Annotated in this window: 24 protein-coding genes; 13 read left to right on the plus strand and 11 right to left on the minus strand. The window is 64.4% G+C overall.

Annotated features, from left to right (window positions below):
• Positions 1-9 precede the first annotated feature (9 nt).
• Genes QFZ94_RS07140 through QFZ94_RS07150 form a run of 3 tightly spaced genes read right to left on the minus strand, consistent with a single transcriptional unit; the run spans position 10 to position 3,652 of the window.
• On the minus strand, positions 10-819 hold the full coding sequence (locus QFZ94_RS07140; RefSeq protein ID WP_429456019.1) for a 2-keto-4-pentenoate hydratase: 810 nt from the start codon (positions 817-819) through the stop codon (positions 10-12).
• Positions 820-837: 18 nt separating this feature from the next.
• Positions 838-1,788: a 3-carboxyethylcatechol 2,3-dioxygenase gene (locus tag QFZ94_RS07145; protein ID WP_429456020.1), complete on the minus strand. Its 951-nt coding sequence runs from the start codon at positions 1,786-1,788 to the stop codon at positions 838-840.
• A gap of 1 nt (position 1,789) precedes the next feature.
• Positions 1,790-3,652: a bifunctional 3-(3-hydroxy-phenyl)propionate/3-hydroxycinnamic acid hydroxylase gene (locus QFZ94_RS07150; protein WP_429456021.1), complete on the minus strand. Its 1,863-nt coding sequence runs from the start codon at positions 3,650-3,652 to the stop codon at positions 1,790-1,792.
• Between the two features lie 222 nt (positions 3,653-3,874).
• Between QFZ94_RS07150 and QFZ94_RS07155 the strand changes: the two genes are divergently transcribed.
• On the plus strand, positions 3,875-4,681 hold the full coding sequence (locus QFZ94_RS07155; RefSeq protein WP_429456022.1) for a DNA-binding transcriptional regulator: 807 nt from the start codon (positions 3,875-3,877) through the stop codon (positions 4,679-4,681).
• Positions 4,682-4,828: 147 nt separating this feature from the next.
• Here the strand turns inward: QFZ94_RS07155 and QFZ94_RS07160 are convergent, their stop codons facing one another.
• The 5 genes from QFZ94_RS07160 to QFZ94_RS07180 all read right to left on the minus strand — a co-directional run bounded on the left by QFZ94_RS07160 (position 4,829) and on the right by QFZ94_RS07180 (position 10,221).
• Positions 4,829-5,524 carry a response regulator gene (locus QFZ94_RS07160; protein WP_429456023.1) on the minus strand — a complete coding sequence of 232 codons (696 nt, stop codon included), beginning with the start codon at positions 5,522-5,524 and terminating at the stop codon, positions 4,829-4,831.
• 31 nt (positions 5,525-5,555) lie between these two features.
• On the minus strand, positions 5,556-6,938 hold the full coding sequence (locus QFZ94_RS07165; RefSeq protein ID WP_429456024.1) for a sensor histidine kinase: 1,383 nt from the start codon (positions 6,936-6,938) through the stop codon (positions 5,556-5,558).
• Between the two features lie 50 nt (positions 6,939-6,988).
• A complete protein-coding gene (locus QFZ94_RS07170) occupies positions 6,989-8,029 on the minus strand; it encodes an ABC transporter substrate-binding protein (RefSeq protein ID WP_429456025.1) in 1,041 nt (346 codons plus the stop codon).
• A gap of 126 nt (positions 8,030-8,155) precedes the next feature.
• Positions 8,156-9,541, minus strand: a complete 1,386-nt coding sequence (locus tag QFZ94_RS07175; protein WP_429456026.1) for a sensor histidine kinase — start codon at positions 9,539-9,541, stop codon at positions 8,156-8,158.
• 2 nt (positions 9,542-9,543) lie between these two features.
• The gene (locus QFZ94_RS07180; protein WP_013092490.1) at positions 9,544-10,221 is read right to left on the minus strand and encodes a response regulator; all 678 of its coding nucleotides are present in this window, start codon (positions 10,219-10,221) and stop codon (positions 9,544-9,546) included.
• 288 nt (positions 10,222-10,509) lie between these two features.
• Between QFZ94_RS07180 and QFZ94_RS07185 the strand changes: the two genes are divergently transcribed.
• The 8 genes from QFZ94_RS07185 (at position 10,510) to QFZ94_RS07220 (ending at position 18,453) form a co-directional block, all read left to right on the plus strand.
• Complete coding sequence (locus QFZ94_RS07185; protein ID WP_368582930.1) at positions 10,510-11,529, plus strand: ABC transporter substrate-binding protein; 1,020 nt, start codon at positions 10,510-10,512, stop codon at positions 11,527-11,529.
• Positions 11,530-11,568: 39 nt separating this feature from the next.
• A complete protein-coding gene (locus QFZ94_RS07190) occupies positions 11,569-12,363 on the plus strand; it encodes an ABC transporter ATP-binding protein (protein WP_026228638.1) in 795 nt (264 codons plus the stop codon).
• A 16-nt stretch (positions 12,364-12,379) separates the two neighbouring features.
• The gene (locus QFZ94_RS07195; protein ID WP_429456027.1) at positions 12,380-13,243 is read left to right on the plus strand and encodes an ABC transporter permease; all 864 of its coding nucleotides are present in this window, start codon (positions 12,380-12,382) and stop codon (positions 13,241-13,243) included.
• A 285-nt stretch (positions 13,244-13,528) separates the two neighbouring features.
• A complete protein-coding gene (locus QFZ94_RS07200; RefSeq protein WP_429456028.1) occupies positions 13,529-15,004 on the plus strand; it encodes a tetratricopeptide repeat protein in 1,476 nt (491 codons plus the stop codon).
• 53 nt (positions 15,005-15,057) lie between these two features.
• The gene (locus QFZ94_RS07205; protein ID WP_013092495.1) at positions 15,058-15,540 is read left to right on the plus strand and encodes a glycoside hydrolase family 108 protein; all 483 of its coding nucleotides are present in this window, start codon (positions 15,058-15,060) and stop codon (positions 15,538-15,540) included.
• Positions 15,540-16,232, plus strand: coding sequence for a hypothetical protein (locus QFZ94_RS07210; protein WP_368582933.1), 693 nt, complete (start codon positions 15,540-15,542; stop codon positions 16,230-16,232). Before QFZ94_RS07205 ends, QFZ94_RS07210 begins: the two co-directional genes overlap by 1 nt.
• A gap of 150 nt (positions 16,233-16,382) precedes the next feature.
• Positions 16,383-17,939, plus strand: coding sequence for an alkaline phosphatase family protein (locus QFZ94_RS07215; RefSeq protein ID WP_429456029.1), 1,557 nt, complete (start codon positions 16,383-16,385; stop codon positions 17,937-17,939).
• A 199-nt stretch (positions 17,940-18,138) separates the two neighbouring features.
• Entirely contained in the window at positions 18,139-18,453 is a 315-nt protein-coding gene (locus QFZ94_RS07220; protein ID WP_429456030.1) for a DUF4148 domain-containing protein, read from the plus strand.
• Between the two features lie 195 nt (positions 18,454-18,648).
• Here the strand turns inward: QFZ94_RS07220 and QFZ94_RS07225 are convergent, their stop codons facing one another.
• Positions 18,649-18,897, minus strand: coding sequence for a hypothetical protein (locus tag QFZ94_RS07225; RefSeq protein ID WP_410851140.1), 249 nt, complete (start codon positions 18,895-18,897; stop codon positions 18,649-18,651).
• A 98-nt stretch (positions 18,898-18,995) separates the two neighbouring features.
• The gene (locus QFZ94_RS07230; protein ID WP_429456031.1) at positions 18,996-20,048 is read right to left on the minus strand and encodes a phytoene/squalene synthase family protein; all 1,053 of its coding nucleotides are present in this window, start codon (positions 20,046-20,048) and stop codon (positions 18,996-18,998) included.
• Between the two features lie 214 nt (positions 20,049-20,262).
• Between QFZ94_RS07230 and QFZ94_RS07235 the strand changes: the two genes are divergently transcribed.
• The 3 genes from QFZ94_RS07235 to tehA all read left to right on the plus strand — a co-directional run bounded on the left by QFZ94_RS07235 (position 20,263) and on the right by tehA (position 23,328).
• Positions 20,263-21,768 (plus strand): RAD55 family ATPase, encoded by a 1,506-nt coding sequence (locus QFZ94_RS07235; protein WP_429456032.1) that lies wholly within the window; start codon positions 20,263-20,265, stop codon positions 21,766-21,768.
• Positions 21,769-21,773: 5 nt separating this feature from the next.
• The gene (locus tag QFZ94_RS07240; RefSeq protein WP_429456033.1) at positions 21,774-22,124 is read left to right on the plus strand and encodes a response regulator; all 351 of its coding nucleotides are present in this window, start codon (positions 21,774-21,776) and stop codon (positions 22,122-22,124) included.
• Between the two features lie 178 nt (positions 22,125-22,302).
• Positions 22,303-23,328 (plus strand): dicarboxylate transporter/tellurite-resistance protein TehA, encoded by a 1,026-nt coding sequence (gene tehA, locus QFZ94_RS07245; protein ID WP_429456034.1) that lies wholly within the window; start codon positions 22,303-22,305, stop codon positions 23,326-23,328.
• 72 nt (positions 23,329-23,400) lie between these two features.
• On the opposite strand, the gene QFZ94_RS07250 is transcribed toward tehA, so the two are convergent.
• Positions 23,401-23,892: a DUF4126 family protein gene (locus tag QFZ94_RS07250; RefSeq protein WP_368582943.1), complete on the minus strand. Its 492-nt coding sequence runs from the start codon at positions 23,890-23,892 to the stop codon at positions 23,401-23,403.
• A gap of 341 nt (positions 23,893-24,233) precedes the next feature.
• Here QFZ94_RS07250 and QFZ94_RS07255 point away from each other — a divergent pair, with 341 nt between their 5' ends.
• Positions 24,234-25,112 (plus strand): LysR family transcriptional regulator, encoded by an 879-nt coding sequence (locus tag QFZ94_RS07255; RefSeq protein ID WP_368582945.1) that lies wholly within the window; start codon positions 24,234-24,236, stop codon positions 25,110-25,112.
• Positions 25,113-25,116 lie beyond the last annotated feature (4 nt).

The following is a 25,116-nucleotide window of genomic DNA, read 5'->3' on the forward strand; positions in this document are numbered from 1 at the left end:
AGTCCTGATTCAAGCGGTAAACGTCGCGCGGACGCTGCCGAGACCGTCGATCTGCGCGCTGAAGCTGCCCGGCTGCTTGACCGCGACCATCGGGCCCAAAGCGCCCGTCATCAGCACGTCGCCGGCACGCAGCGGCGTGCCGAGCCGGACCATGCGATCCGCGAGCCAGGCAGCGGCATTCAGCGGATTGCCGAGACACGCGGCGCCATTGCCGCGCGACAGGACTTCGGCATCGTTCGACAGCGTCATCGCGCAGGCCGCGAGATCGATATCGCGCAGCAACACCGGGCGGCTGCCGAGCACGAAGCGCGCGCTCGACGCGTTGTCCGCGACCGTATCGACGAAGCGGATGTTCCAGCCTTCGATGCGGCTGTCCACCACTTCGATCGCCGCGACCGCATACGCGGTTGCGCGCATCAGATCGGCATACGTGTGGCGCTCGTGCAGCAGATCGTGCTCGAGCACGAGCGCGATCTCCGCCTCGACTTTCGGCTGAATCAGTTCGCAGAATGGAATCGGCTGGCTGTCGCCATACGCCATCGATGCGAACAGCGCGCCAAAATCCGGCTGATCGACACCGAGTTGACGCTGCACCGCCGGCGACGTGAGTCCGATCTTGCGGCCGACGATGCGCTCTCCCGCCGCGACGCGCGCAGCCACGTTGGCCTGCTGCACCGCGTACGCGAGTTGCTCGGTGTCGGCGGGGTTCGAAAGTTCGGTGAAACGCGCGTCGTCGCGCAACGGCGCGATGGTCACGCGCGCACGTTCCGATTCGCGCAGGCGCAGGGCCAGCGCGTCGACATTGCTTTGAGTGCTCATAGCGGGTTCCTGATTGAGTTAGACGTGGGCCGTCACGGGTCGCGCGTGCATTGCGCCGAAGCCCGCGATCCATTCGGGGATCGGACGGTAGTAATCGAGCGACGCGCGATACGGTCCGCTCGCGTTCAGTGCGCCGAACGCGGCGATCCACGTGCGGATTTCATGCGCGGACTTCCCGCCATCGCGCGTGATTGCGTTGTTGGTCAGGCCGTCGAGCGCGGCCAGCTCGCCGTCCTCGAGCAGCTTCAGGAACGCGCGGTCCCATTCGGGATTGAGCGGATGCAGATGGCTGTCGCCCGCGGTGAACGCGCGCGCCGCCGCGATCGTGCGTGCCTGCCGCGCCGCGCGCGACTCGGCCGACGGATTGCGGCCCGCGATCAGACGCTCGGCGACTTCGTCGCTCGCACCCGCGAGCTCCGGCACCGGCGGTTCGTGCGAAATGCCGCCCGAGCCGATCACGAGCACGCGTTGGTTCGAGCGTGCGAGCGCGCGGCCCAACGCATCGCCGAGCAGACGCGCGCGGCGGCATGAAGCCATCGGCGCGGCCACCGAATTGATGAACACCGGCACGACCGGATATCGATCGAGTCCGCCGGTCAGAATCTCCAGCGCTTGCGCGCAACCGTGATCGACCTGCATGCGGTAGGAGACCGCGACATCGACATCGCTCGCGAGCACCGCTTCGGCCAGTTCGAGCGCGGTATCGGCGGGCACGTTCAGCGGACCAGCGAGGCTCTTGAAATCGCCGACCGCGCTCGCCGATGCGCCGATGCAGAACGGCGGCATCACGTCATAGAAGAAACCGTTGTAATGATCGGGCGCGAACACGACGACCAGTTGAGGATCGAACTCGACGACGCGCGCACGCGCCGCCGCATGCACACGCTCGACTTCGGCGACGACTTCGGGCGCGGGATCGTAATAGCCGTGCAACGGCGTGTGCGACAGGCATTCGAGCAGCATCGGCATGTCAGGCTCCGGCGGTTGCAGCGGTTGCGAGAGTGGCACCGGCATCGCGCGCGAACGCTGCTTCGGTGCAGGCATCCGTCACATCAGCACGCGTTGCCGCGGCGAGATGCAGCTTCTGCGCGAGTTCGACGACCAGTTGCGACACCTGCTGCGGCGAGCCCATGCCCGCGACGAAACGATCCGGACGCAACAGCACGACCGATTCCGGCACTCGCGTGAACCAGTCCTTCAGCCGCGTGTTCACATCGCCGATCGCGATCACGTCTTCTGGCACGTCGTCATGGAAAGACAGTTGCGTGTCCGGCTTCGCGACCACGAAGCAGCCGCCGAGCCGCTGCCAGATCGCGCGCGCTTCATCAGACAAACCAAACGTCGGTTCCGCGCCCCAGCCGACGATCGCGAACCGGTTGCCGAGCACATCGTCGAGTCGCACGATCTCGCCGCTCGCCGTACGCACGCGCGGCTGAATGAACATGCGGCCGACCGGCGAATGACAATGCGGGGCGCGTCCATACACGAGACGGCCGAGCCGCGACTCGCGCTTCTCGCTCATCAGACCGAGCAGGCGGCCCGGCGCGGAATGGCCCGAGCGTTCGAGCACGCGCGCGAGCCAGCCACGCTTGCGCGGCGTGTGCGCGAGCAACACGACGCCGCTTTCATAGCGCGGCATCGGCTTGAAACGCATTTCGACGAAGTAGCGCTTGACCGCCGGAAACCAGTTGAACGTACGCACGAACGCGTCGCGGAACTTGATGCCGAAGCGGCTCGTCGGCGCGAAGATGTCGCCCGCCACTTCGGAGAGGTGGATCATCGAGCGCGCATGCGAACGGCGCTCGGCGGTATAGGTATCGAGCAGCGCATCGCCGGCGACTCCCTTGACCACCATCGCGAGTTTCCAGCCGAGGTTGCTCGCGTCGCGAATGCCGCTGTTGTAGCCCTGGCCCTGCCACACCGGCATGATGTGCGCGGCGTCGCCGGCCAGCAGCACGCGGTTCACGCGAAAGCTGCTCGCAAGGCGTGCGTTGTGCGTATAGACGCGCTTGCGGATGTAGTCGACCTTGTCCGGCTCGGCGACGACCTTGCGGATCAGCGCGGCCATGTTCTCCGGCTTCGACAGCTCTTCCTCGGTCTCACCGGGCATCACCATGAATTCGAAGCGTCGAATGCCGTGCGGCAGCGCGGCCGACACATACGGGCGCCGTGGATCGCAGTGCATGTACACGTGCGGCGAGCCGATCGGGTCGTTGCGTACGTCGACGACGATCCACTGATTCGGCTTCGTGCGGCCCTCGAACGGCACGTCGAGCGTGCGGCGCACGAAGCTGTTGCCGCCGTCCGCGGCGACCATGTACGACGCGCGGATCGTGCGGCGGCCGCTCTGCGCGTGTTGCGCTTCGATCGTGACGCCGCTGCCGTCCTGCGTGAACGAGTTGACGGTGTGACCGAACAGCGCCTCGACGTGCGGGAAGCGTTGCAGACCGTCGTACAGCACGCGATCGGCCAGCGGTTGGATGAACGCATTGCGGCGCGACCAGCCGAATTCGTCGGTGCGCGGTTCGATCGATGCGAAGCAGTGACCGTTGCTGGTGACGAAACGCATCCAGTGATCGGGAGTGGTGTGCGGCAGCAACGCATCGGCGAGGCCGACGGACTGGAACACGCGCAGTGCTTCGTCATCGAGGCCAATTGCGCGCGGATAGTCGATGATCCTGTCGAGCTTTTCGATCAGCACGACGCGTACGCCTTGCAGGCCGAGATAATTGGCGATCATCAAACCGACCGGGCCGGCGCCGATGATCGCGACGTCGGTGGTGACGGTTCCGCTGTGGCCTTGCGCGGCCACCGGGTCGAGCGGTTGGGGCATGTTGTCTCCGTATGTCGACCGAAGTGACCAGGTCGAGCTATTCACGGAGCGCGGCGGCGGGAACCAGCGGTAACCACGGCGAAAAAAGTCGCCTGCGGGCAACAGCTCGCGTCTCCATGAATTCGTTGATTTGTTGGCAGTCTAGGACTGGCCACTTACCCGCTCAACAAAATCTGGAAAATGTGCATAGAATGCACATAGTTGATTTTATTGAGGTTTTAAGTGACCAAATACACGAATGTGCGAGGTCTGTCGCGCGGCTTGCAGGTGCTGCAAGCACTCAACTCGATGGACAGCGGCCGCGCGACCAGCCAGCAGATCAGCGAGCTGACCGGCCTGCATCGCACCACCGCGCGGCGGCTTCTGGAGACGTTGATGGAAGAAGGCTTCGTGCGGCGCAGCGCGTCGGACGACAGCTTCCGGCTTACGCTGAAAGTGCGCGCACTGAGCGAAGGCTTCACGGACGACGAACGCATCGCGACCATCGCGCCGCCGGTCATGGGGCGTCTGCTGCAACGCGTTGCGTGGCCTTCCGATCTGACCACGCCCGACGGCGACGCGATGATCATCCGCGAGACCACCCACCGCTTCAGTACGCTGTCGTTTCATCGCGCGATGGTCGGCCGCCGCTTGCCGATGCTGCTGACCGCGGCGGGCCGCGCGTACTTCGCGATGTGCCCCGATGAAGAGCGCGAGGACATTCTCGATCTGCTGCGCGCGGGTGCGGGCGGCGAGGAGCAGAAGGCGCTCGCGTCGAACGACGCGTTGATCCGCAATCTCGTAAGACGCGTGCGCGCGGATGGGTTCGGTTCGAATCACGGCGACTGGGTGGACCAGGGGAAGATCGGCGCGGTCGCCGTCGCGATCGTGTTCGAGGAGCGAGTGCTCGCGAGCTTGAACGTGGTGTTTCTGTCGCGCGCGGTGTCGCTCGCGGAAGCGAAGCGGCGCTACGTGCCCGAGTTGCAAACGGCCGCGCGTGAGATGGTCGGGGAACTCGCGGCGCAGAGCAACGCGAGAGCCAAACCGTAACAGCCACTTACGGCCACGAGCAGTTCATCATCGGCAGGTTCGACGAGCGGTGCGACGTCGTCGTCATACACCGTCAGCATCAGCAGCGCGGCGCGCGCACTGCTCGCCGAAGCCAGCGAAACCTCGGTTCAAGAACGCGCTGTCGTCTCAGCCAGACACAAACGCCTCGCGCGGCTCTTCTTCGCGCAAGATATAGCCGAGTCCGCGCAGCGTCATGATCTTCGCCGTCGATGCCGCGAGATGCTTGCGCAGCCGGTGAATATAGATATCGATCGCGTCGGCGCTCGGCTCTTCGTCGAGCGTGAAGATCTTGTCCATCAGCGTGGCTTTGGAGACGGTCTTGCCCTGCTTCAGAATCAGCGCTTCGAGGATCGCGTGTTCGCGGCGGCGCAACGGCAGGCGTTCGTCCCGCAGCACGAATTCGCGCGAATCGAACAGATAACGCAGATCGCCGCATTCGGTCGACTGCCCTCTGTCTCCCGCGGCCTGACGGCGAATCAGCGCCTTGATGCGCGCCACCAGTTCGCGCGCATCGAAGGGCTTGACGACATAGTCGTCGGCACCGGCCGAAAAGCAGGCCACCTTGTCGTCGGTCGAGCCATTCGCGGTCAGCATCAGCACCGGCACGTTGTCGCGCTTGCGGCGCAACCTCGCGAGCACCTCCTTGCCGCTCATGCCGGGCAGGCGCAGATCGAGCAGCACCGCGTCATAGCATTGCAGACCGAGCAGCGTCTCCGCGCATTCGCCGTTTTGCGCCCAGTCGATCGCGAATTGCTCGACTTGCATCAGGTTCATCACCCAGCGCGCGAGGTCCGCGTCGTCTTCCACGAGCAGCAGTTTCATCGTTGTCCTCTCATTGGTGAGTCGCGCGAGCTCAGGTTGCGCCGAGCCATAAGCGCATCTCGACGGTCGCGACGAGGCCCGCGCCGCCTGCGTTCGATTCGAGCGTCACGCTGCCGCCCTGGCGATGCGCAATCTCGCGCACGATCGGCAAGCCCAGACCAGTCCCTTCCGCATGACTCGACGCACGATAGAAGCGCTCGAAAACGCGCTCGCGCGCATCGGCCTTGATGCCGGGTCCGTTGTCGATTACGCGCACGATCGCCATCGCGTCGCGCCGCTGCGTCTGCACCGTGACGCGCCCGCCCGCCTGCGTATAGCGCAGCGCGTTGTCGACCAGATTGGTCACGAGGGCCGCGGTCAATGCTTCGTCGCCGGTCACGTACAGGCCGTCTTCCAGCTCCGCGCCCAGATCGATTTCTCGCGACTGCGCAAACGCGATCAGTTCCTCCAGCACGCCCGCGATCAACGCGCTCAGATCGATCCGCTCCGGCACGCTCAGCGGCGCCGCCGACTCGGCCTGTGCCAGCAACAACAGCTTGTTGGTCAGCGTGGTCAGCTTGCGGCTGCTCTTGTGCATGCCCGCGAGCGCTTCGTCGAGCCGGGCGTCGCGGCTATCGCGTTGCCGCGCGAACTGGATCTGCGCGACCAGGAGCGCGAGCGGCGTGCGCAGCTGATGTGCTGCATCGGAGATGAATTGACGCTGCGTCGCGGCCTGCTGGCCCATTCGCGCGATGCACTGGTTGATCGCATCGACGATCGGCCTCAGCTCGACGTGCAGACGCGCGACGCGAATCGGTTCGAGTTGCGACGCATTGCGATCGGCGACGTCGTCCTTCACCTTCATCAGCGGCAGCAGTTCGAAGGTCAGGCCGAGGTAGACGAACACCATCGCCAGCACCAGCGTCAGGACTTCGCCGGACAATTGCGGCCGCAGCAGACGCCACACCATCGCGTCGCGCGAGCCCTCCGTCTTCGCGACCGCGACGATCACTTCCTCGGTATGTCCCGAGTCGTATAGCTGCCGCGCGTAGGCGACCGCGCGCGCCGCGCGGCCGTCGGTGAAATGGGTGGCATAAAGCGTGGGCTTGTCGCTCACATGCGGCGGCAGCGGCAACTCCGGGATGCCCGCGAGCAGACGATGGCCGCTCGCCTCGACGCGATAGAAAACCGTGTCCTGTTCCGGCGATTCGAACAGTTCGAGCGCGGCCGGCGGAATCTGGATCGACACCGAACCGTTGTCCCAGTCGACATCCTCGCCGATGATCCGCATCGACGACAGCAGCGCATGGTCCTGCACCAGGTCCGCGGTGTTCTGCGCGAACCGGTATGAAATGACGACCGAAATGGAGACGAACGCCGCCAGCGGCAACAGCAGCCACCACAACAAGCGTCCGCGCAAACTGCCTGAAAACACGATGTGCCGATCCTCTTGTGCTCGATGCGACCCACGCGGTCAGCCCGCTTTCAAGGCTTGACCTCAGAGACGAACTGGTTGGTGAAGGTGCGCGACAGATCGATATACCGCCCCTTCACCGCCGGATTGAAACTCGACAGTACCTTCAGCACCGTCTGCGGACCGTCGGGGGGCATCTTGCCGTCGACGGTGTACATCGGCAGCGAAGCCTGCAACGCGCTGATATACAGCGCCTTGTCGTTGCCGATGTCTTCTTTTGGCATCTGCGCGGCGATCTGTTCCGCGCTGTGGGTATGCATATAGCGCAGTGTCCTGACGAATGCGCGCGCGAGTTTCGCGGCTTCGTCCGGATGCGCGTCGAGCCACGTGCTTTGCACGTAGAGGCTCGACGCCGGATACATGCCGCCGAGCGCGGCGCGCGTGCCGTCGACGTTGCGCATATCGACGAGTACTTTGGCGTCGCCCGCCTTCAATAGCTGCGTGACGGTCGGCTCGGTCGTCATACCCGCGTGAATGCGTCCTTCCCGCATCGCCGCGATGAAACTGCTGTCCGCGCCGACCGGCAGCAGCGTGTATTGCGTGGACGGCACGCCCGCGCGCTGTGCGAGGTATTGCGTGAGGAAGCTCGTCGACGAACCGAGCCCGGTCACGCCGAGCGTCTTGCCGCGCACGTCGGCCATGCTGCGGATCGAAGCGGCCGATTTCGCCGCGACCAGTTGCACTTCGCCCGGCACCTGGCTGAACACGACGATCGTCTTCACTTCCTTGCCGCGTGTCTGCAGATCGATCGTGTGATCGTAAAAGCCGACCACGCCCTGCACCGCGCCGGCGAGCATTTCGTTTTCGCCCTCTATTCCAGTCGGCTGCGACAGCAGTTCGACGTCGAGCCCTTCCGCCTTGAAATAGCCGAGCTGTTCGGCAAGACGCGCCGGCAGATAGATGAGCTTGTTGGTGCCGCCCACCATGATCGCGAGTTTCTCCGGCTCGGCGGCTTGCGCAGGTGTCGCCACCCTCGCGAGCGCGCACCATGCGAGCGACGCCGCCACGGCGGCATAGGCCGCGCGCGAAAAACGCGTCGGGGAAAGCTTCATTTGCGAGTGTCTCCGTTATCTTGCTCCAGGCGCCGCGCGGGTCGCCCGCCCGTGATTCTGAAGGGGCGAACCCTTCCCGATGCTTTCAGGGCCGTATCTGTTGCGTGAACCTCGGGTTTATCCCGATCACTGCGGCGTCGCGCGCGGAAACGTCACGGCGATATCCACGCCCTTGCCGCCCTCGCCCGCCTTCAGCACGATCTCGCCGTGATGCGCGTCCGCGATTTCGCGCACGATCGCCAGACCGAGGCCCGTGCCTTCCGTATCCGTCGACGCGCGAAAGAACGGCTCGAACACGCGGCTGCGCGCTTCGGCCGGAATGCCCGGGCCGTTGTCGGTCACCCTGACCGTCACCGTATTGGCCTCGGTAGCCGCACTCACGGCGACCGTCACATGGCCACCGCTGCCCGTATAGCGAATCGCGTTCTCGGCGAGATTCGCGATCAGTGCCTGCAACATGCCGCGATGTCCGAGCACCGGCGCCACGCCGTGCAATTCCGCGCCAAGATCGATTTCACGCGCCTGCGCGAGCAGCCCGAGATCTTCGACGACCTCCATTGCGAGCGGCACCAGATCGACGCGTTCCATCGCCAGTTGCGAGTTGTCGGCGGCCTCGGCCTGCGCGAGCAACAGCAGCTTGTTGGTGAGACCGACCATCGAACGATTGCTTCTATGCATCGCGGCAAGCGCTTCGTCGAGCGCGGGATTGAGGCCTTCCTGCTGCCGCGCGAATTGCAGTTGCGTGCCGAGCAGCGTAAGCGGCGTGCGCAACTGATGCGCGGCATCCGCGATGAAGCGCCGCTGCGCCGCCACCTGCACGCCTAGCCGCGCGATGCACTGATTGATCGCATCGACGATGGGCCGCAGTTCCGAATGCAGACGCTCGACGCGGATCGGTTCGAGCTGCATCGGATCGCGGTCGGCCACTTCGTCTTTCACCTTCATCAACGGGCGCAGCTCGAACGTGAGCCCGATGCAAACGAGTGCGACTGCCAGCGCGATCATTTCGAGCTGGCGCACGAGTTGCGGCCGCCACAGTTGTTGCGTCATCGCGTCGCGCGAGCGCACGGTCTTGCCGACCGTCACGCGTACGGGGCGCGTCGCGCCGTTGTCGTACATGAACCGCACGATGTCGACCGCGCGCACCTGCTGGCCGTGCAACTCGGTGTAGTACGAATCCGGCACGTCGGGCGCGCGCAGCGGTCGCGGCGGGAAATCAGGCGTACCGGCGAGCAGCCGCCCATCGTCGACACGCACGCTGTAGAAGACCTGGTCGCGATAGGGCGACGCGAAGATCTCGAGCGCCGCGGGCGGCACATCGACACGCAGAAAGCCGTCGCTCCATTCGACCTCGCCCGCGATCATTCGCGCCGACGCGACCAGCTGGTTGTCCTGCACCAGATTCGCGGTGTGCCGCGCGTTGTCGTACTCGGTCTTGCCGGTCACGAACACATAGAGCGCGAGCGGCACCAGCAGCCACCACAGCAGGCGTATGCGCAGACTATTGGACATCGTTACTGGTCGTCTTCCCGCTTGCGCAGCAGATAGCCGAGCCCGCGCAGCGTGACGATCGCGGCCGAGCTGCCATCGAGCTTCTTGCGCAGACGGGAAATGTAGATTTCGACCGCGTCTTCGCTCGGCTCGTCGGCGAGCGTGAAGATCGCATCGACGAGCGCGGGCTTCGTCACCGTCTTGCCCAGGCGCAGGATCAGCGCTTCGAGCACCGAACGCTCGCGCGGCGTCACGTTCAGCGGCGCGCCCTTCAGCGTGAACTGCCGTGTGTCGATGTCGAACGACAGGTCGCCGCACACCACCTCGCTCGCTTTGGACGGCGACTGCCGCCGGATCGCCACCTTGATGCGCGCGATCAGCTCGCGCACTTCGAACGGCTTCACCAGGTAGTCGTCGGCGCCGGCGCCGAGCAGTTCCACCTTCTCGTCGATCGAGCCGCTCGCGGTCAGGATCAGCACCGGCGTCGCGTCGCCGCGCTGACGCAGCCGGCGCAGCACGTTCTTGCCGGACAGCTTCGGCAGGTTCAGGTCGAGCAGGATCACGTCGTAGTGATTGGTGCGCAGCAGGCGGTCGGCTTCGTCGCCGTCCTGCACGGCGTCGAGCGCGAAGGCTTCCTGCTCCAGCATCTTCGCGAGCCAGTGTGCAAGCGTGGGGTTGTCTTCGATCAGCAGCAGCTTCATGGCGGGAACGGCAAAAGTCAGGTCGTCGATTGTGCCTTAAAACAAGGGGTCTGCGCGCGTGAAGTGTGGTTTACAGCATACGTCCAGTGGCTGCCGCGAGTGCGGCGGCGATTCGCGCGAAATTTCGGCGCGGCGTCGGCGCGGCGTCGGCGCGTCGTCGGGTTAACACCCATGTTTTGCGCCAAACCCCGAAAGCTGGCAGAAGGTTTCGCGTTTCTATAATCGCTGCCATTCACCCAGAAAAGCGCCGCGCCCCGATTGCGGCGACCCACCTAAGGAGACTGCTTCATGCGTACCTTGCGCCAGATTGCCGTTGTGTCAGGAGTTGCGTTCGCCCTTGCCGCCGCTTCGGCCGCCGCTCACGCCGAGAAGATCACGATCATGGTCGGCGGCGCCACCAAGATCATCTATCTGCCGGCCAAGCTCACCGAGCAGCTCGGCTACTTCAAGGACGAAGGCCTCGACGTCGAGATCCTGTCGCAGCCGGCCGGTGTCGATGCGGAGAACGAACTGCTCGCGGGCGCGGTGCAAGGCGTGGTCGGCTTCTACGATCACACGATCGATCTGCAGAGCAAGGGCAAGGAAGTGCAGGCGCTGGTCGTCTTCGGCCAGGTGCCGGGCGAAGTCGAAATGGTCTCGACCAAGGCGGCCGATACGCTGAAGAGCATGGCCGACGTCAAAGGCAAGACGCTCGGCGTGACCGGCCTCGGTTCGTCGACGAGCTTCCTCACGCAGTACCTCGCGCAGCGCGCAGGCGTGCCGTCGACGCAATACACGATGTTGCCGGTCGGCGCGGACAACAGCTTCATCGCCGCCGTCAAGCAAAGCCGCATCGACGCCGGCATGACCACGGAGCCGACCGTCTCGCAACTGCTGAAGACCGGCGACGCGAAGGTGCTGGTCGATATGCGCACCGTGGAAGGCACGCGCGCCGCGCTAGGCGGCACCTACCCCGCGTCGAGCTTCTACGTGCAGCGCGCGTGGGCCGAATCGCACAAGGACGACGCGGCGAAGCTGTCGCACGCGTTCGCGAAGACGCTGAACTTCATCGCGACGCATAGCGCCGAGGACATCGCCGCGAAAATGCCGAAGGACTACTACGGCAACAACAAGGACCTGTACGTGGGCGCGCTGAAGGCGTCGCTGCCGATGTTCACGAAGGACGGCAAGATGCCCGCAGACGGCCCGGACACGGTGCTGAAGGTGCTGTCCGCATTCAATCCGTCGGTGAAGGGCAAGCATATCGACCTCGCCAAGACCTACACCAACGACTTCCTGTCGGCGCCGGTCAAGACCGCGTCGAAGTAACGCTTCATTCATATTCACAGAACTGCGAGGCACCCGCCGATGAATCAACCTATGTCACGCGAGACGCCAGCGATCGAAATGCGCAACGTGTCGTGCCGTTTCATTTCCCCGGACGGCAAGGCCACGATCGCGCTGCGCGACTTCAGCATGTCGGTGGCACGCGGCGAGTTCGTCGCGGTGGTCGGCCCGACCGGCTGCGGCAAGTCCACCACGCTCAGCATGATCACCGGCTTGCTGAAGCCGACCACCGGCGAAGTGCGCGTGATGGGCGCGCCGGTGGACGGCATCGATCCGCGCATCGGCTTCGTGTTCCAGGCCGATGCGGTGTTTCCGTGGCGCTCGGTGCTCGACAACGTCGCGGCGGGTCCGCTCTATCGTGGCCGTTCGAAATCGGCCGCCTACGACGAAGCGAACGAATGGCTGCGCCGCGTGGGCCTCGACAAGTTCGGCAAGCACTATCCGCATCAACTGTCCGGCGGCATGCGCAAGCGCGTCGCGCTTGCGCAGACCTTCATCAACAAGCCGGAAATCCTGCTGATGGACGAGCCGTTCTCGGCCCTCGACATGCAGACGCGCACGTTGATGCAGGACGAGCTGCTGCAATTGTGGGGCGGCGTCGGCTCGGTCGTGTTCGTCACGCACGACCTCGAGGAAGCGATTGCGCTCGCCGACCGCGTGTTCGTGCTGACCGCGCGCCCCGCTACGCTGAAGAAAGTCTACGAAATCGATCTGCCGCGACCGCGTGTCACGTCGGAGATCCGCTACGACTCACGTTTCATCGAAATTTCGCGCGATATCTGGCATGACCTGCGCGAAGAAGTGCAGATCGGTTAATCAAGGAACGGCAAACATGTCTACACCCTCTCAACAGATGATGCCCGCGGGCATCGACGCCGCGTCGCTCGCCCACGTCGAGCGTATCGCGCAGAAGAAGATCCGCCAGCGCCACGTTCTGGTGATTTCGCTGCGCATTCTGGTGCTCGTGGTCGTGCTCGGCGGCTGGGAGCTGTCCGCGCGCCTGAAGTGGATCGACCCGTTCTTCTTCTCGATGCCGAGCGCTATCTTCGAACAGATCGTCGACTGGTTCGTGAACGGCACGTCGCAAGGGCCGCTGCTCACGCAGGTGTGGGTCACGCTCGAAGAGACAGGCCTCGGCTTCATCATCGGTTCGGTCGCGGGCATCGTCTGCGGCATCGTGCTGGGCCGCAACAAGCTGCTCTCCGACGTGTTCAGCCTCTACATCAAGATCGCCAACTCGATTCCGCGCGTCGTGCTCGGCTCGGTGTTCGTGATCGCGCTCGGGCTCGGCATGGCGTCGAAAGTCGCGCTCGCGGTCGTGATGGTGTTCTTCGTCGTGTTCGCCAACGCGTTCCAGGGCGTGCGCGAAGCGGACCGCTACATGATCGCGAATGCGCAGATCCTCGGCGCGTCGCGCCGTCAGGTGACGACCTCGGTCGTGATTCCGTCGGCGCTCAGCTGGATTCTCGCGAGCCTGCACGTGAGCTTCGGCTTCGCGCTGGTCGGCGCGGTGGTCGGCGAGTTTCTCGGCTCGAAGCAGGGCATCGGCTTGCTGATCTCCACCGCGCAGGGCGCGTTCAATGCGAGCGGCGTGTTCGCGGCGATGATCGTGCTGGCGGTGGTCGCGCTTGCCGCCGACTACCTGTTGACCGCGGTCGAGCATCGATTGTTGAAATGGCGGCCGAGTTCGGTTTAAGCCACCGCTGCGCAAGTCCTCAAATAGTAGTTCGCTTCACCAATGCCGCTCGGTCTTCTGGACTGAGCGGCATTTTTGTTTGCCAACCTGCATCCTGTCTCCCGCCGGCAAACTGTTTTTGCCGATAGGTTGGCCAGCCCGCGACACTTCTTTCTTTCAATCCCTTTAGCGGAAGCCAACAGCCGCCTGCCAGCCCGTTCCCTGCGGCATGGCACGCTCAATGCATACCCACCGCGCAAGTCGGGCGATCGCCAACATTGATCGCCGATCGAAGCGAGGTGGGTCATGTCGAGTGCACAGGGTCAACGTCGGTCGATGAACGGGTTCAGCGGTGCGGTCCTGCGCGCCAACGCCGCGAATCGCCGCCATCGTCATCATCCCAGCGGATTCGTGCTGTTCGGCTTGCATACCGCCAGTGTGATCGGTCGCGGGCCGAAGCGCCTCTGGCCCTATGTGTTGCCGTGGTTGGTCATCTTGCTGACGATCGGTTCCATCTGCCTCGTCGCGCGCGGCGTGCTCACGCGTCAATTGCTGGTGCCGCCGGTGGAGACGCCGCAAACGTTGACCGAGCGCGGCTATTCGTCGAACTTTCTGGCCGAGCGGATCATGTCGGCGATGAAGGAAATCGGGCGGGACGCCGAATCGATCCCGCACGACACGATGACCAGCAACGACGGGCAGCAGGACATCCAGATCCCGGGTCAGGAGATGTCGTATGCGACGACGGTGCGCTTCATCAAAGGCGTGCTTCAGCGCGAAGATGTCGCCGTGCACGTCGGCATCACGAAGACCAACAACAGCGCGGATTCATATATCGCGCACGTGCAGATAGAACACGGCCCGTTCAACGGCCGCGAAAGCACGGTGCCGTTCGAAGGGCGCGACCTCGAAAAGTTCGTGCACGACATCGCCATCACGGCGATGCGCCTCGCCGAACCCAACATCCTCGCCAGTCATCTGTTCACCCAGGTGCAGAAGACCAAATGTTCGCTCGCGCAATGCGACTATCGCGAGATCGTCGGGATCTATGACGAAGTCCTCGCGCTGCCCTCATCCGAGCAGGCCCAATGGGCAGTCGCGGGCAAGGCGTGGTTGCTCGACAGTCAGCAGCGCTCGAAAGAAGCCGAGCAGCAGATCCGCGAAGCATTGACGCAGTACAAAGACTCGGCGGTGCTGCGCGCGAGTCTCGGCATCGCGCTCGAACAGCAGAACCGCATCGACGATGCGCTCAAGGAACTGCGAGCCGGCGCGAACGAAAAGTCGCGCACCGCTGAAAACCTGCGGCTGCTCGGCGATGTGCTGTTGCATACGAACCGGCACGACCGCGAAGCGCTCGACGCATTCAGGCGGGCCGCCGAGATGAACCCGGAATCCGTCGACACGCTGCACGACTGGGCCGAGGCGCTCGTGAAGACCGGCCACTACGACGAAGCAATCGACAAGCTCTCGCGCGCCGTCGCGTTGCGGCCCGATCTCGCGCCGTCCTATGCGGAATGGGGCCGCGCGCTGGAACACAAAGGCGCTCTGCGCGAGGCCGCGCGCAAGTATGCACAGGCATTGCAGCTCGACGCCGGCACGCTGTCGGCGCGCGAACGCGAGCTGGCGCTCTCGACGGACGCATCGCCCGACGAAGCCGACACCCGGACATCGAGGCCTGAGCCGCGCGTCAAGCCCGTTTCGAATCCGATGACGTCGTACTCGCTGCGAGCCTCGCTCGACACGGTACGCGACGCCGTAGGACAGGCGATGCGAGCGGCCTGAGCCGCACGCATCGCCATTTGAGTTGGCAACACAGCCGAACAGGAGACAGTTCGATGGACAGTTTCGAAGATGCATTCAAAGCCTTGATCGGAAACGAAGGCGGGTACAGCTTCAATCCGGCCGATCCGGGCGGCGAAACGATGTGGGGTGTAACGGCGCGCGTCGCGCGCAGCGAGGGCTATAACGGCGCGATGAAAGACCTGCCGCTCGAAACCGCCCATCAGATCGCCAAGCGCAGGTACTGGGACCCGTTGCATCTCGACGAACTCGATCCGCGCGTGGCCTTCCAGATTTTCGATGCGAACTACAACGGCGGCCTCGTCGTGCTGTGGATGCAGAAAGCGTCCGGCGCGAAGGAAGACGGCAAGTTCGGCCCCGACACGCTCGATGCGGTCAAGAACGCCGATCCGATGAAGTTCGTGATGCGCTTCGCCGCGTATCGTCTGCGGTACCTGCGCAACCTGCATTCGTGGCCGAGTTTCAGCCGCGGCTGGACCGAACGCATGGCAGCCAATCTTCTCCTGGGAGCAGCATGATGGACTGGACCAAAGTAGCGACGAACATCAGCAGCACCGCCCCGCTTCTCGCCGGGCTCGTGGGGGGTCCGGTCGGCCTCGGCGTGAGCGCCGCCGCCGCGATCATCTCGCACGCGCTCGGCACGCCGAGCGACCCGGCCTTCGTGGAACCCGCGTTGAACGACCCCGGCGCACTCGAAAAACTTCGCCAGGCCGAAACCGCGAACTCGCTGCAATTGCAGCAGTTGATGGTGACGGCCGCGCAGTCGAGCCTCGCGCACGACGCCGAGATGGCCCGCATCGCCACCAGCGACACCGCGAACGCACGCGCGATGGGTGTCGCCAATCGCGACTGGGTCCCGAAGGTGCTCGCGATGGCCGTCACCACCGGCTTCTTCGGCATTCTGCTGCTGATGGCGTTTCAGCCGCTGCCGGGCACCAACAAGGATCTCGTCAACGTGATCGTCGGTGCGCTGGGAACCGCATGGATCAGCATCATCGGCTATTACTTCGGCACGTCGGTCGGCTCGATGCGCAAGACCGAGCTGCTCGCGAAGCCGAGCGTGCCGATCACGGCCGATAGCGCGTTGACCTTGCGCGAACCGGCATCACAGCCGGGAGCGCATGCACCGGCGGCGGTCGCGCCGTCCGGCGACCACTTCCCGTCGTTCGCGCCGGGCGGGCAAGGTCCGATCTTCTCTGGCGGCAGTTGAGTCGATGCGAGGCTGAACCAATCATGCACGCGACGAGATGCGCCGAGCGTCGCGTGCAGGTCCGTTGCAAACCAGCGCTCTTTCGCCGGTCCGCGTTTTGCGCTAAGTTGGCAACGCGAAATCCATCCTGTCCCGAGTGGAGCGATAAAGATGAGTGACGTCGAGCCGAACGCGCAGAACGATCCGATCGAACACGTCGTGCTGCTGCTGATGGAAAATCACTCGTTCGACCAGATGCTCGGCTGCCTCGACGCCGTGCACGACAAACTGGACGGCGTGCGCAACGCGGCCGGCAAATCGAACGCCGACGGTCAAGGCCATACCTTCTATCCGCGTGCGACGCGCGAGCGGCAGATGAAGCACGATCCGAATCACGAGCACAAGGCCGTGATGGATCAGATCGCCGCCGACAACAGCGGCTTCGTGCGTTCGTTCGTCAACGACTATCCGAAGAGCAGCCTGGTCGCGCGGCAAGACGTGATGGGCTATTACCCGCTCGGCTTTCTGCCCGCGCTGCACACGCTCGGTTCGCAATTCACCGTGTGCGACCGGTGGTTCTCTTCATTGCCGGGGCCGACGTGGCCGAACCGTTTTTTCGCGCTCACGGGTACGTCGAAAGGCGAGATCGACATGCCTTCGGGACTCGACGGACTCAATCCACGCTGGTACACCGAGCAGGATCAGGACACGATTTTCGATCGCTTGAACGGCGCGCGCAAAACATGGAGCGTCTATTTCTACGACTTCCCCGCGTCACTGCTGCTGAAGAACCAGCGACGCGCTGAAAACCTCGCGAATTACCGCTCTTTCGACAAGTTCTTCGAAGACGCAGCGGGACCCGCCAGCCAATTCCCGCAATTCGTGCTGATCGAGCCGAAGTACTTCGGCGAAGCGCAGAACGACGATCATCCGCCGCACAACATCATGAAAGCGGAGAAACTGATCGCCGATACCTACAATGCGCTGCGCTCGAATCAGGCGCTGTGGGAGCGCACGTTATTGGTGGTCCTCTACGATGAGCACGGCGGCTTCTACGACCACGTATCGCCGCCGGCCGACGCAGTCGCACCCGACGGCCATACCACGAGCTTCGATTTCAAACGACTCGGCGTGCGTGTTCCCGCGATCCTCGTGTCGCCGTGGTGCGAAGCCGGGGTATGCAACGAACGATTCGATCATTGCAGCCTGTTGAAGTACCTGTGCGACAAGTGGCAAATGCCGCCGCTCGGCGAGCGCACCGCGGCATCCGCGAACCTCGGTGTGGCGATTCGCCATGACGGCGGCGCGCGCGCCGATACGCCGCCGTTTATTCGCGTGCCCAATCAATCGCTGATTGCCGAGCACGTCGAACTGGAGCGCAAATCGTCGAATGGCAATCAGCATGGCCTGCATCATTTCGCCGACTTTCTGCACGCGGAACTGGACCGGCTCGCCGCCGACGCGGTCGAGGCGGCCGCGCAACTGGCGCGCACCGGCAATGCCTGGGTGCGCTTCAAGAGCGCGTTGGGCTCGCTGATGATGAGTCTCGGCCAGTGGCTCAGCAAAGACTTCTACGACGCACGCGACCAGCGTGATGCGCGCACGAGCCAGGCGTTCACGCGCTTGCGGCAATCGGTGCGTGCCGCGACGCCGGGCAGCGCGCGAAACGATCCGCCGCCACCGGCAACGGCAACGCCCTCGCCCGTCAGTCCTGTGTCGGAGAAGTAGCACTCCGCACCGCGGCGGCGACGCAACGAAAGCCTACGCGTTAACCCTGAAAGTTCCGCACTTTTGTATCAAATCTCGCAACAAACATTACCTGCATCGTGACTTACTCTGCCAAGTTCACCAAATTACAATGCAATCACTGACTACGAACAAGCAAGTTCGCAGCAAGACAAAAAACCCTGAACTGGAGGTAAGTATCATGAAATCGCTGATTCAAGCCGTTGTCAGCGCTGTCGCTGTCGCCGCTCCGGTCGCTGCTTTCGCGCAAGCCAACCAGCCCGTGACCCGCGCTCAAGTGCGCGCCGAGCTGGTCCAGCTGGAAAAGGCCGGCTATCAACCCGGTCTCGCCGACCCGCACTACCCGGCTGACATCCAGGCTGCGCAAGCCCGCGTCGACGCGCAAAACGGCGTCGGCCAAGCCGCTACCGGCTTCGGAGGTGTAGTGAGCGGTACGACCCAAACGAGCCGTGCGGCTCCGATGAGTGGCCCGAAGTCGGTCTACTTCGGTCAGTAAGCGATAGCGCGTCCTTGCGACGCGCGCCCCGATTCAAATGAACTGGCCCGCTGCTCGGGTATCTCCGAGCGCGGGCCAGTTCATATGTGTTACCTCCGTCATCGGGCTCCCGATGACTTCGCCCGGGCCTTCACGGTCTGGGCGCTTTTTCGCGGCGCTATGCGTGCGCCGCGACGAATCCTCAGCTGCCGGCGCTCACTCGCGTGCGATCAGATCGCCGACCTGGCCCCGCCCGGTCACGAGGCAACTCGACAGGAAGCTCTCGCTCTGCGCGCTCGCGCCAGCGTCGCCAAAGCCCTTTTTCAACGCTTGCGATTTGACGAGCGCCGCGCCCTGGTGACACGTAATCGTGCCGACCTCCCCCGCCTGCGCACGCATCAACGCCCGATCCGCCATCAGATAGCCAAGCAAAAGCACCAACGCAATATTGAACGCTTGTCGCATGGGTTCGTCTCCTTTTCGAAAAGACTAACGCGAAGCGCGAATGCAGTGGCTTAGGGCTTTCCCGATTGTTGACGTTTCAATGATCCAGAATAAATCGTTTATGCCTGCAGCCGAGCCTCGATCCGCGCGATGCGGCTATTGATCGCATTGCGCACCAAAGCATTCGACGGCACCATCAGCAGCGACGACGCGATGATCCGATATACGTCACCGCGCGTCACCTTCGACACTTTCGCCGGATCGAGCCACGCGTCGTTATCCGCGAGCAGCAGCAAAGTGTCGAGGCCGATCAGGATCGGCCACAGGCAGGCGAGCCGCAAGCGCACCGCGCTCGCCGGAATCGCGAGCATATAGTCGAGCGCCGCGCGGAAATGATCGAGCGTCTTGCGCAGGAGTTCGACGAGCAGCGGCCGCGCGCGCATCGAATTGGCCGGTTGCAGCAGATCGCGCGCGCTTAGAGCGTGACGCTCGAACATGCTCTGCGGCAGATAGCAGCGGCCGATGCGCAAGTCTTTTCCGCAATCGCGCAGCACGTTGGTCATCTGCAGTGCCTTGCCGAAACGCACGCCACGCTGCGTCATCGTGTCGGGCGGTTCCTTCAGCGTGCCCGGCATGTGCGCGTAAGTCATCGTGGTCCAGAACTCGCCGACGCAGCCCGCGACCAGATACGTATAGCGATCGAGTTCGTCGTATTCGCGCAGCGCCGCGATCTGGCCGGAGCGTTCGTCGGGGAACGTGCGCAAATCGAATTCCATGCCTTCGGTCAGCGTCGTGACGATTGCGCGCACCGCGTGGCGGTCGGACTCGCTCAGTTGCGCGAGCACGTCGAGCGCGGGGTTCAACGATTCGAGCAGCAGCTTTTCATCCGACTGCGTCTGCTGACCCGCGACTTCGGCGGCGATGCGCTTGAACGGCGCGCTATCGACGGTCACGCCATTGACCTGATCGCGCAACGCAAGCAGCAATTCGAGGCGTTGGCCCGGCGCGATCAGCGAGGTGTCGGCGATGGTATCGGCGGCGCGCGCGAGCAAATATGCAAGGCCGATTGGATCGCGCATGCCGATGGGCAGCACGCGCAGCGTCAGATAGAAGGAGCGTGAAACGCCTTTAAGGAGCGGGCCGAGAAGAAAGGCCCGGGTCGAATTCGGCATGGGTTGGACTGGTTGGCAAATAGGCGGGTGAAAGCCCGCGGGAATCAGGCGCTGCCGAATTGTATACGTGCTCCCCGTCATGTCGCGTGCAAGGGGCTCTCAGGCCGTGAGGCGTCGCCGCTCGCAAGCGGGAACGGCGATTGCTGCCTCGACGGGGTTCAGCACAGGACCGTCACGACCAGCCGTCGCTTGCACTTTGAAAGACCCTTCGACAATGACTACCGACGCATCCAACACCTCTCGCCTGTCTGACGCGGCCCGGCCTAACCCGGCCCGACGCAATGTCGAAACCGGCGTGCCTGGTTTCGACGAAATCCTCGGCGGCGGTCTGGTGAGCGGCGGCGTCTATCTGCTGGAGGGCATGGCTGGCGCCGGCAAGACGATCCTGTCGAGCCAGATCGGCTTTCACCGGGTACGGCAAGGCGAGAAAGTGCTGTACATGACGCTGATCGCCGAATCGCACGACAAGCTGCTCGGTCACCTGAAAGGCCTGAGCTTCTTCGACGAAACCGCGGTCGCGCAGCAGATGCTGTTCGTGTCCGGCTATCACGAGCTGATGCAGGACGGCCTCGACGGTTTCCTGAAGCTGATCGCGTCGAGCATCTACGACTACCGGCCGAGCCTGATGATCATCGACGGCTTTCGCAGCGCACGCGAATTCAGCGAAACCGAGCTGTCGCTGTCGAAGTTCATCCACGAGCTGAACGCGCTGGTCGCCGCGATGGACTGCACGACGCTGCTGCTCGCGCCGCTGTCGGGTAACGAGCCGCATCCCGAGCACACGCTGGTGGATGGTCTGATCGAGCTGAACCGCTATCACGACGGCATGCGCCGCGCGCGCGAGATCGAAGTGCACAAGATGCGCGCGCGCGATCACCGGATGGGCAAGCACTTCTTTCGCATCGCCGGCAGCGGGCTGCTGATGTTCCCGCGCCTCGAAGCACACTGCGCGCAGCAACCGGGCCCCGTCGATCTGAAAGCACGGCTCGGCTTCGGCTTGCCGCATCTGGACAACCTGCTCGGCGGCGGCTTCGCGCAAGGCTCGACGACCACGCTGATCGGCCCGTCGGGCGTCGGCAAGACGCTGCTGTGCCTGCAGTTCCTCGCGGCCGGGCTCGCACGCGGCGAACGCTGCGTGTATCTCGGCTTCTACGAGGGTCCGCAGCGGCTCGTCGGCAAAGCCGAAGCGGTGTCGATTCCGCTTGCCGATGCGTGGCAGGACGGCCGTCTGATCGTGCATTGGCAGCCGGCGATCGAACTCGCCATCGACGAAATCGCGGCGAAAGCGCTCGCCACCGTCAAGCAGACCGGCGCGACGCGCATCGTGATCGACGGCGTCGAGGGCTTTCGCGATTCGGCGTTGCGCACCGAGCGCTTCGGCCTGTTCCTCAATGCACTGCTGCATCAGTTGCGCGAAGCGGCCGTCACGACGCTCATCACCGAGGAACTGCCGCTGTACAGCGAGCCGGGCCACGCGAAGGCCGTGCGGGTGTCGGCGCTGACCGAAAACCTCGTGCTGCTGCGCTACGCCGAGACAGAAGGAGGACTGCGGCGCATGATTTCGGTGGTCAAGCAACGCGAAAGCGCGCACGACACGTCACTGCGCGAACTGTCGATTTCGTCGCAAGGACTCGACGTGATCGAGGGCTCGCCCGGCGCCGCCGGTATCCAATCGACGCCGGGCCTGTCGGCCACGCTGCAATCGCGGCGAAAAACCTAGCCGCCATGAAAACCATTCTGGTGGTGGACGACGAGTTCGACATCCTCACGGTGTGGCGGCTGCTGCTGGAACGACACGGCTATGCGGTGCGGACCGCGTCGAACGGCGCCGTCGCGCTCGAACTGGTCCGCTCGAGCCGGCCCGGCATCATCGTGTCCGATTGCATGATGCCGGTCATGTCGGGCGTCCAGTTGTGCGCGGCGCTGTATGAGGACCCGGAGTTGCGCGACATTCCGATCATCCTGTGCAGCGCCGCGTCGGACATTCCGGTGCAGCCCAATCCGCATATCGCCTACGCGCGCAAGCCGCTTTCGTTCGACCAGCTGCTGGCGATGCTGGTGCGCATGGGCGGTTGACGGCAGGCTCCCCTGCCTGCCTTCTCTCCCTCTTTTCCCGCTAAAAACACAGCTTGAGACGCTCGCGCCATTTGTCGAGCGTTTGCAGCGTTCTGCGAATCTCCGAGGCCTTTTACAGTACGCCATCGATCGCGCATAGCCAGCAACGCGCAGCGCGACGCAACTTCCGGAGGTCGTCATGAACAGCAATCGTGGGGCGGTTCCCGCTGGCTTCTTCAGTATCGCGGTGGGCTCGTTGGCGCTTGCCAACCTGTGGCGCGTGGCAATCCGCCTGTGGCATTTGCCGGCCATAGCGGGCAGCGTGGTGACGGTGGCGGCGCTCGCCGTCTGGGTCGTGATTCTGTTCGCCTATGCGCACAAGTGGTTCGCGCAGACCGCCGACGCGCGCGCCGAACTGGACCATCCGGTGCAGTCGTCGTTCGTCGCGCTCGCGCCGATCTCGACGCTGCTCGCCGCGCAACTGCTGCAGCCGTACGCGCACACCCTCGCGCTGACGCTATACGGCGTCGCGGCGGTCGCGCAACTGGGGCTCGGTGTCTATCTACATGGCCGGCTGTGGCAAGGCGGCCGCAAGCCCGAACTGACCACGCCGGCGATCTATCTGCCGACGGTCGGTGCGGGTTTCGTCGCGGCGACGAGCTCGGCCGCATTCGGCTTCCATCAACTGGGCGAGCTGTTTTTCGGCGGCGGCATGCTGGCGTGGCTCGCGCTCGAATCGATGATCCTGCATCGCGCCGCGGTGCATGAACCGCTGCCCGAAGCGCTGCGCCCGACCCTCGGCGTGCAACTGGCGCCGCCGGTCGTCGGTGGTGTCGCGTATCTGAGCCTCACGAGCGGCACGCCTGATGTGTTCGCCTTCGCGCTGCTCGGCTACGGCCTGTTTCAAGCGCTGATGCTGCTGCGTTTGCTGCCGTGGATTCGCCAGCAGGCGTTCGTGCCCGGCTACTGGGCGTTCAGCTTCGGCGTAGCGGCATTGCCGACGATGGCGCTGCGTCTGGTCGAACGCGGCGCGACCGGTCCGATCGAGTTCGCGGCGCCGGTCCTGTTCCTGGTGGCAAACGCGATCATCGCGATTCTGGTGGTGAAGACGCTTCAGCTGCTCGTGCAAGGCAAGCTGATCCCGCCGGTGGCGGCAGGTTCGACGGCGGCGACGGCACCGGTCAAGCAAGTCGCGCCGGCCGCGCGAATCGCCCGGGCTCAATAAGCGGCAGGCAGCGACCGAACACGGCGGCGACGCGCAGAGCGTGCCGCCGCGTTCGCGTTTGTGCGTGGAGTATCAGAAGCCGTGCATCGACACGACGATCAACGCAGCGGCGAGAATCGCCACCACGTCCTCGATCAGCGCCGCGGGTGCATCGCGTCCGAACATGTTCGCGAGCGAACTACGCACCTTCGCGCCGCCGAGCGTGCCGATCACCGCGCCTACCGCACCGACCACCGCGCCCAGCACCCCGACGATCATGCCGCCCGCAAGGCCGCCATGCGCGCCGCTGATCGCCGCGCCGCTCAGCGCACCGAGCACGACGCGCGCGCCGAACTGCAGCGGCACCTTGCGGCTCGGCGTTTCGGGCAATTGATCCGTGATCAGTTCGATGACCGCCAGCACGGTGAAGATATACGGCGTGGCCGCGGCACCGAGGAACGCGAGCGACGTGCCTTGCAGCGGCAGCCATCCCAGGCGCGCTGCCCAGCTGACGGCGGTGGGGGCGATCATCGCGCGAAGGCCGGCGACGACGCCGATGAGCAAGGCCAGAACATACACGGACATAGCGGACTCCCGATCGAGGGCACTGATGCAAGGTTGTACGAGCCGACGGCTTACCTGGACGAACGTCGGCAGAACATGTCGAGCATTCCATCTGGACAGTCAACTTCTCACTACCTACATCGAGGCAACCCGCGGCGGCCATTCACCGTTGCTCACAGTTGCCGGCCCTTGATTGCCGACGCGGCGCCGCGCGCCTCGCGCGGCGCCGGGCGTGCGATTGCCCCCGTCGATGTGGCCCTAGTGTCGCACAATTCGACTGGCGAAATAACAGCCAGGGAGTCGGCGAAGTGGGCCGATGGTGATAAGTTAGCCCACTCACAAGAAAATCTTGTATCTGCACCATGAGACCGTATCTCCCGCTGAACGCGCTGCGCGCGTTCGAGTCGTCAGCGCGGCATCTGAGCTTCACGCGCGCCGCGCAAGAGCTGAACGTGACCCAGGCCGCGGTCAGCCAGCAGGTCCGCTCGCTGGAGGAGCGGCTCGGCACCGCGCTATTCAAGCGTTTGCCGCGCGGCCTCGCGATGACCGATGAAGGACTCGCACTGCGGCCCGTGCTGTCCGACGCGTTCGATCGTATCGAGGCGGTACTCAAGCAGTTCGACGGCGGGCATTTCCACGAGGTGCTGACGGTCGGTGTGGTCGGCACGTTCGCGGTAGGCTGGCTGATGCCGCGCCTGAAGTCGTTTCGCGAAGCGCATCCATTCGTCGAACTACGGCTACTGACCAACAACAACCTCGTCGATCTCGCGACCGAAGGCCTCGATTTCGCAATCCGTTTCGGCGACGGCACCTGGCCCGGCTCGCTCGCCACCAAACTGCTCGACGCGCCGCTCGCGCTGCTCTGTACGCCCGAGATCGCCGCGCGCCTCACGCGGCCCGACGATCTCGCCAACGAAACGCTGCTGCGCTCGTACCGGATGGACGACTGGATGAACTGGTTCGCGGCCGCGGGCATCGCGCCGCGGCCGGTGCGCGGACCGGTGTTCGATTCGTCGCGGCTGATGGTGGAGGCGGCGATACAAGGCGCGGGCATCGCCCTCGCGCCCGCGTTGATGTTCGAACGGGAGATCAATACCGGGCGGCTGGTGCGCCCGTTCGACGTCGAGGTGAAGGCGGGCAGCTACTGGCTGACCTGCCTGAAGGGCAAGCCGATGACGCCGGCGATGTTGCTGTTCAGTCAGTGGCTCGCCAGGGAAGCGGCCACGGCAGGTCACGCCTGACTTC

The sequence above is a fragment of the Paraburkholderia sp. JPY465 genome, from assembly GCF_050436725.1.
Taxonomy (GTDB): domain Bacteria; phylum Pseudomonadota; class Gammaproteobacteria; order Burkholderiales; family Burkholderiaceae; genus Paraburkholderia; species Paraburkholderia youngii.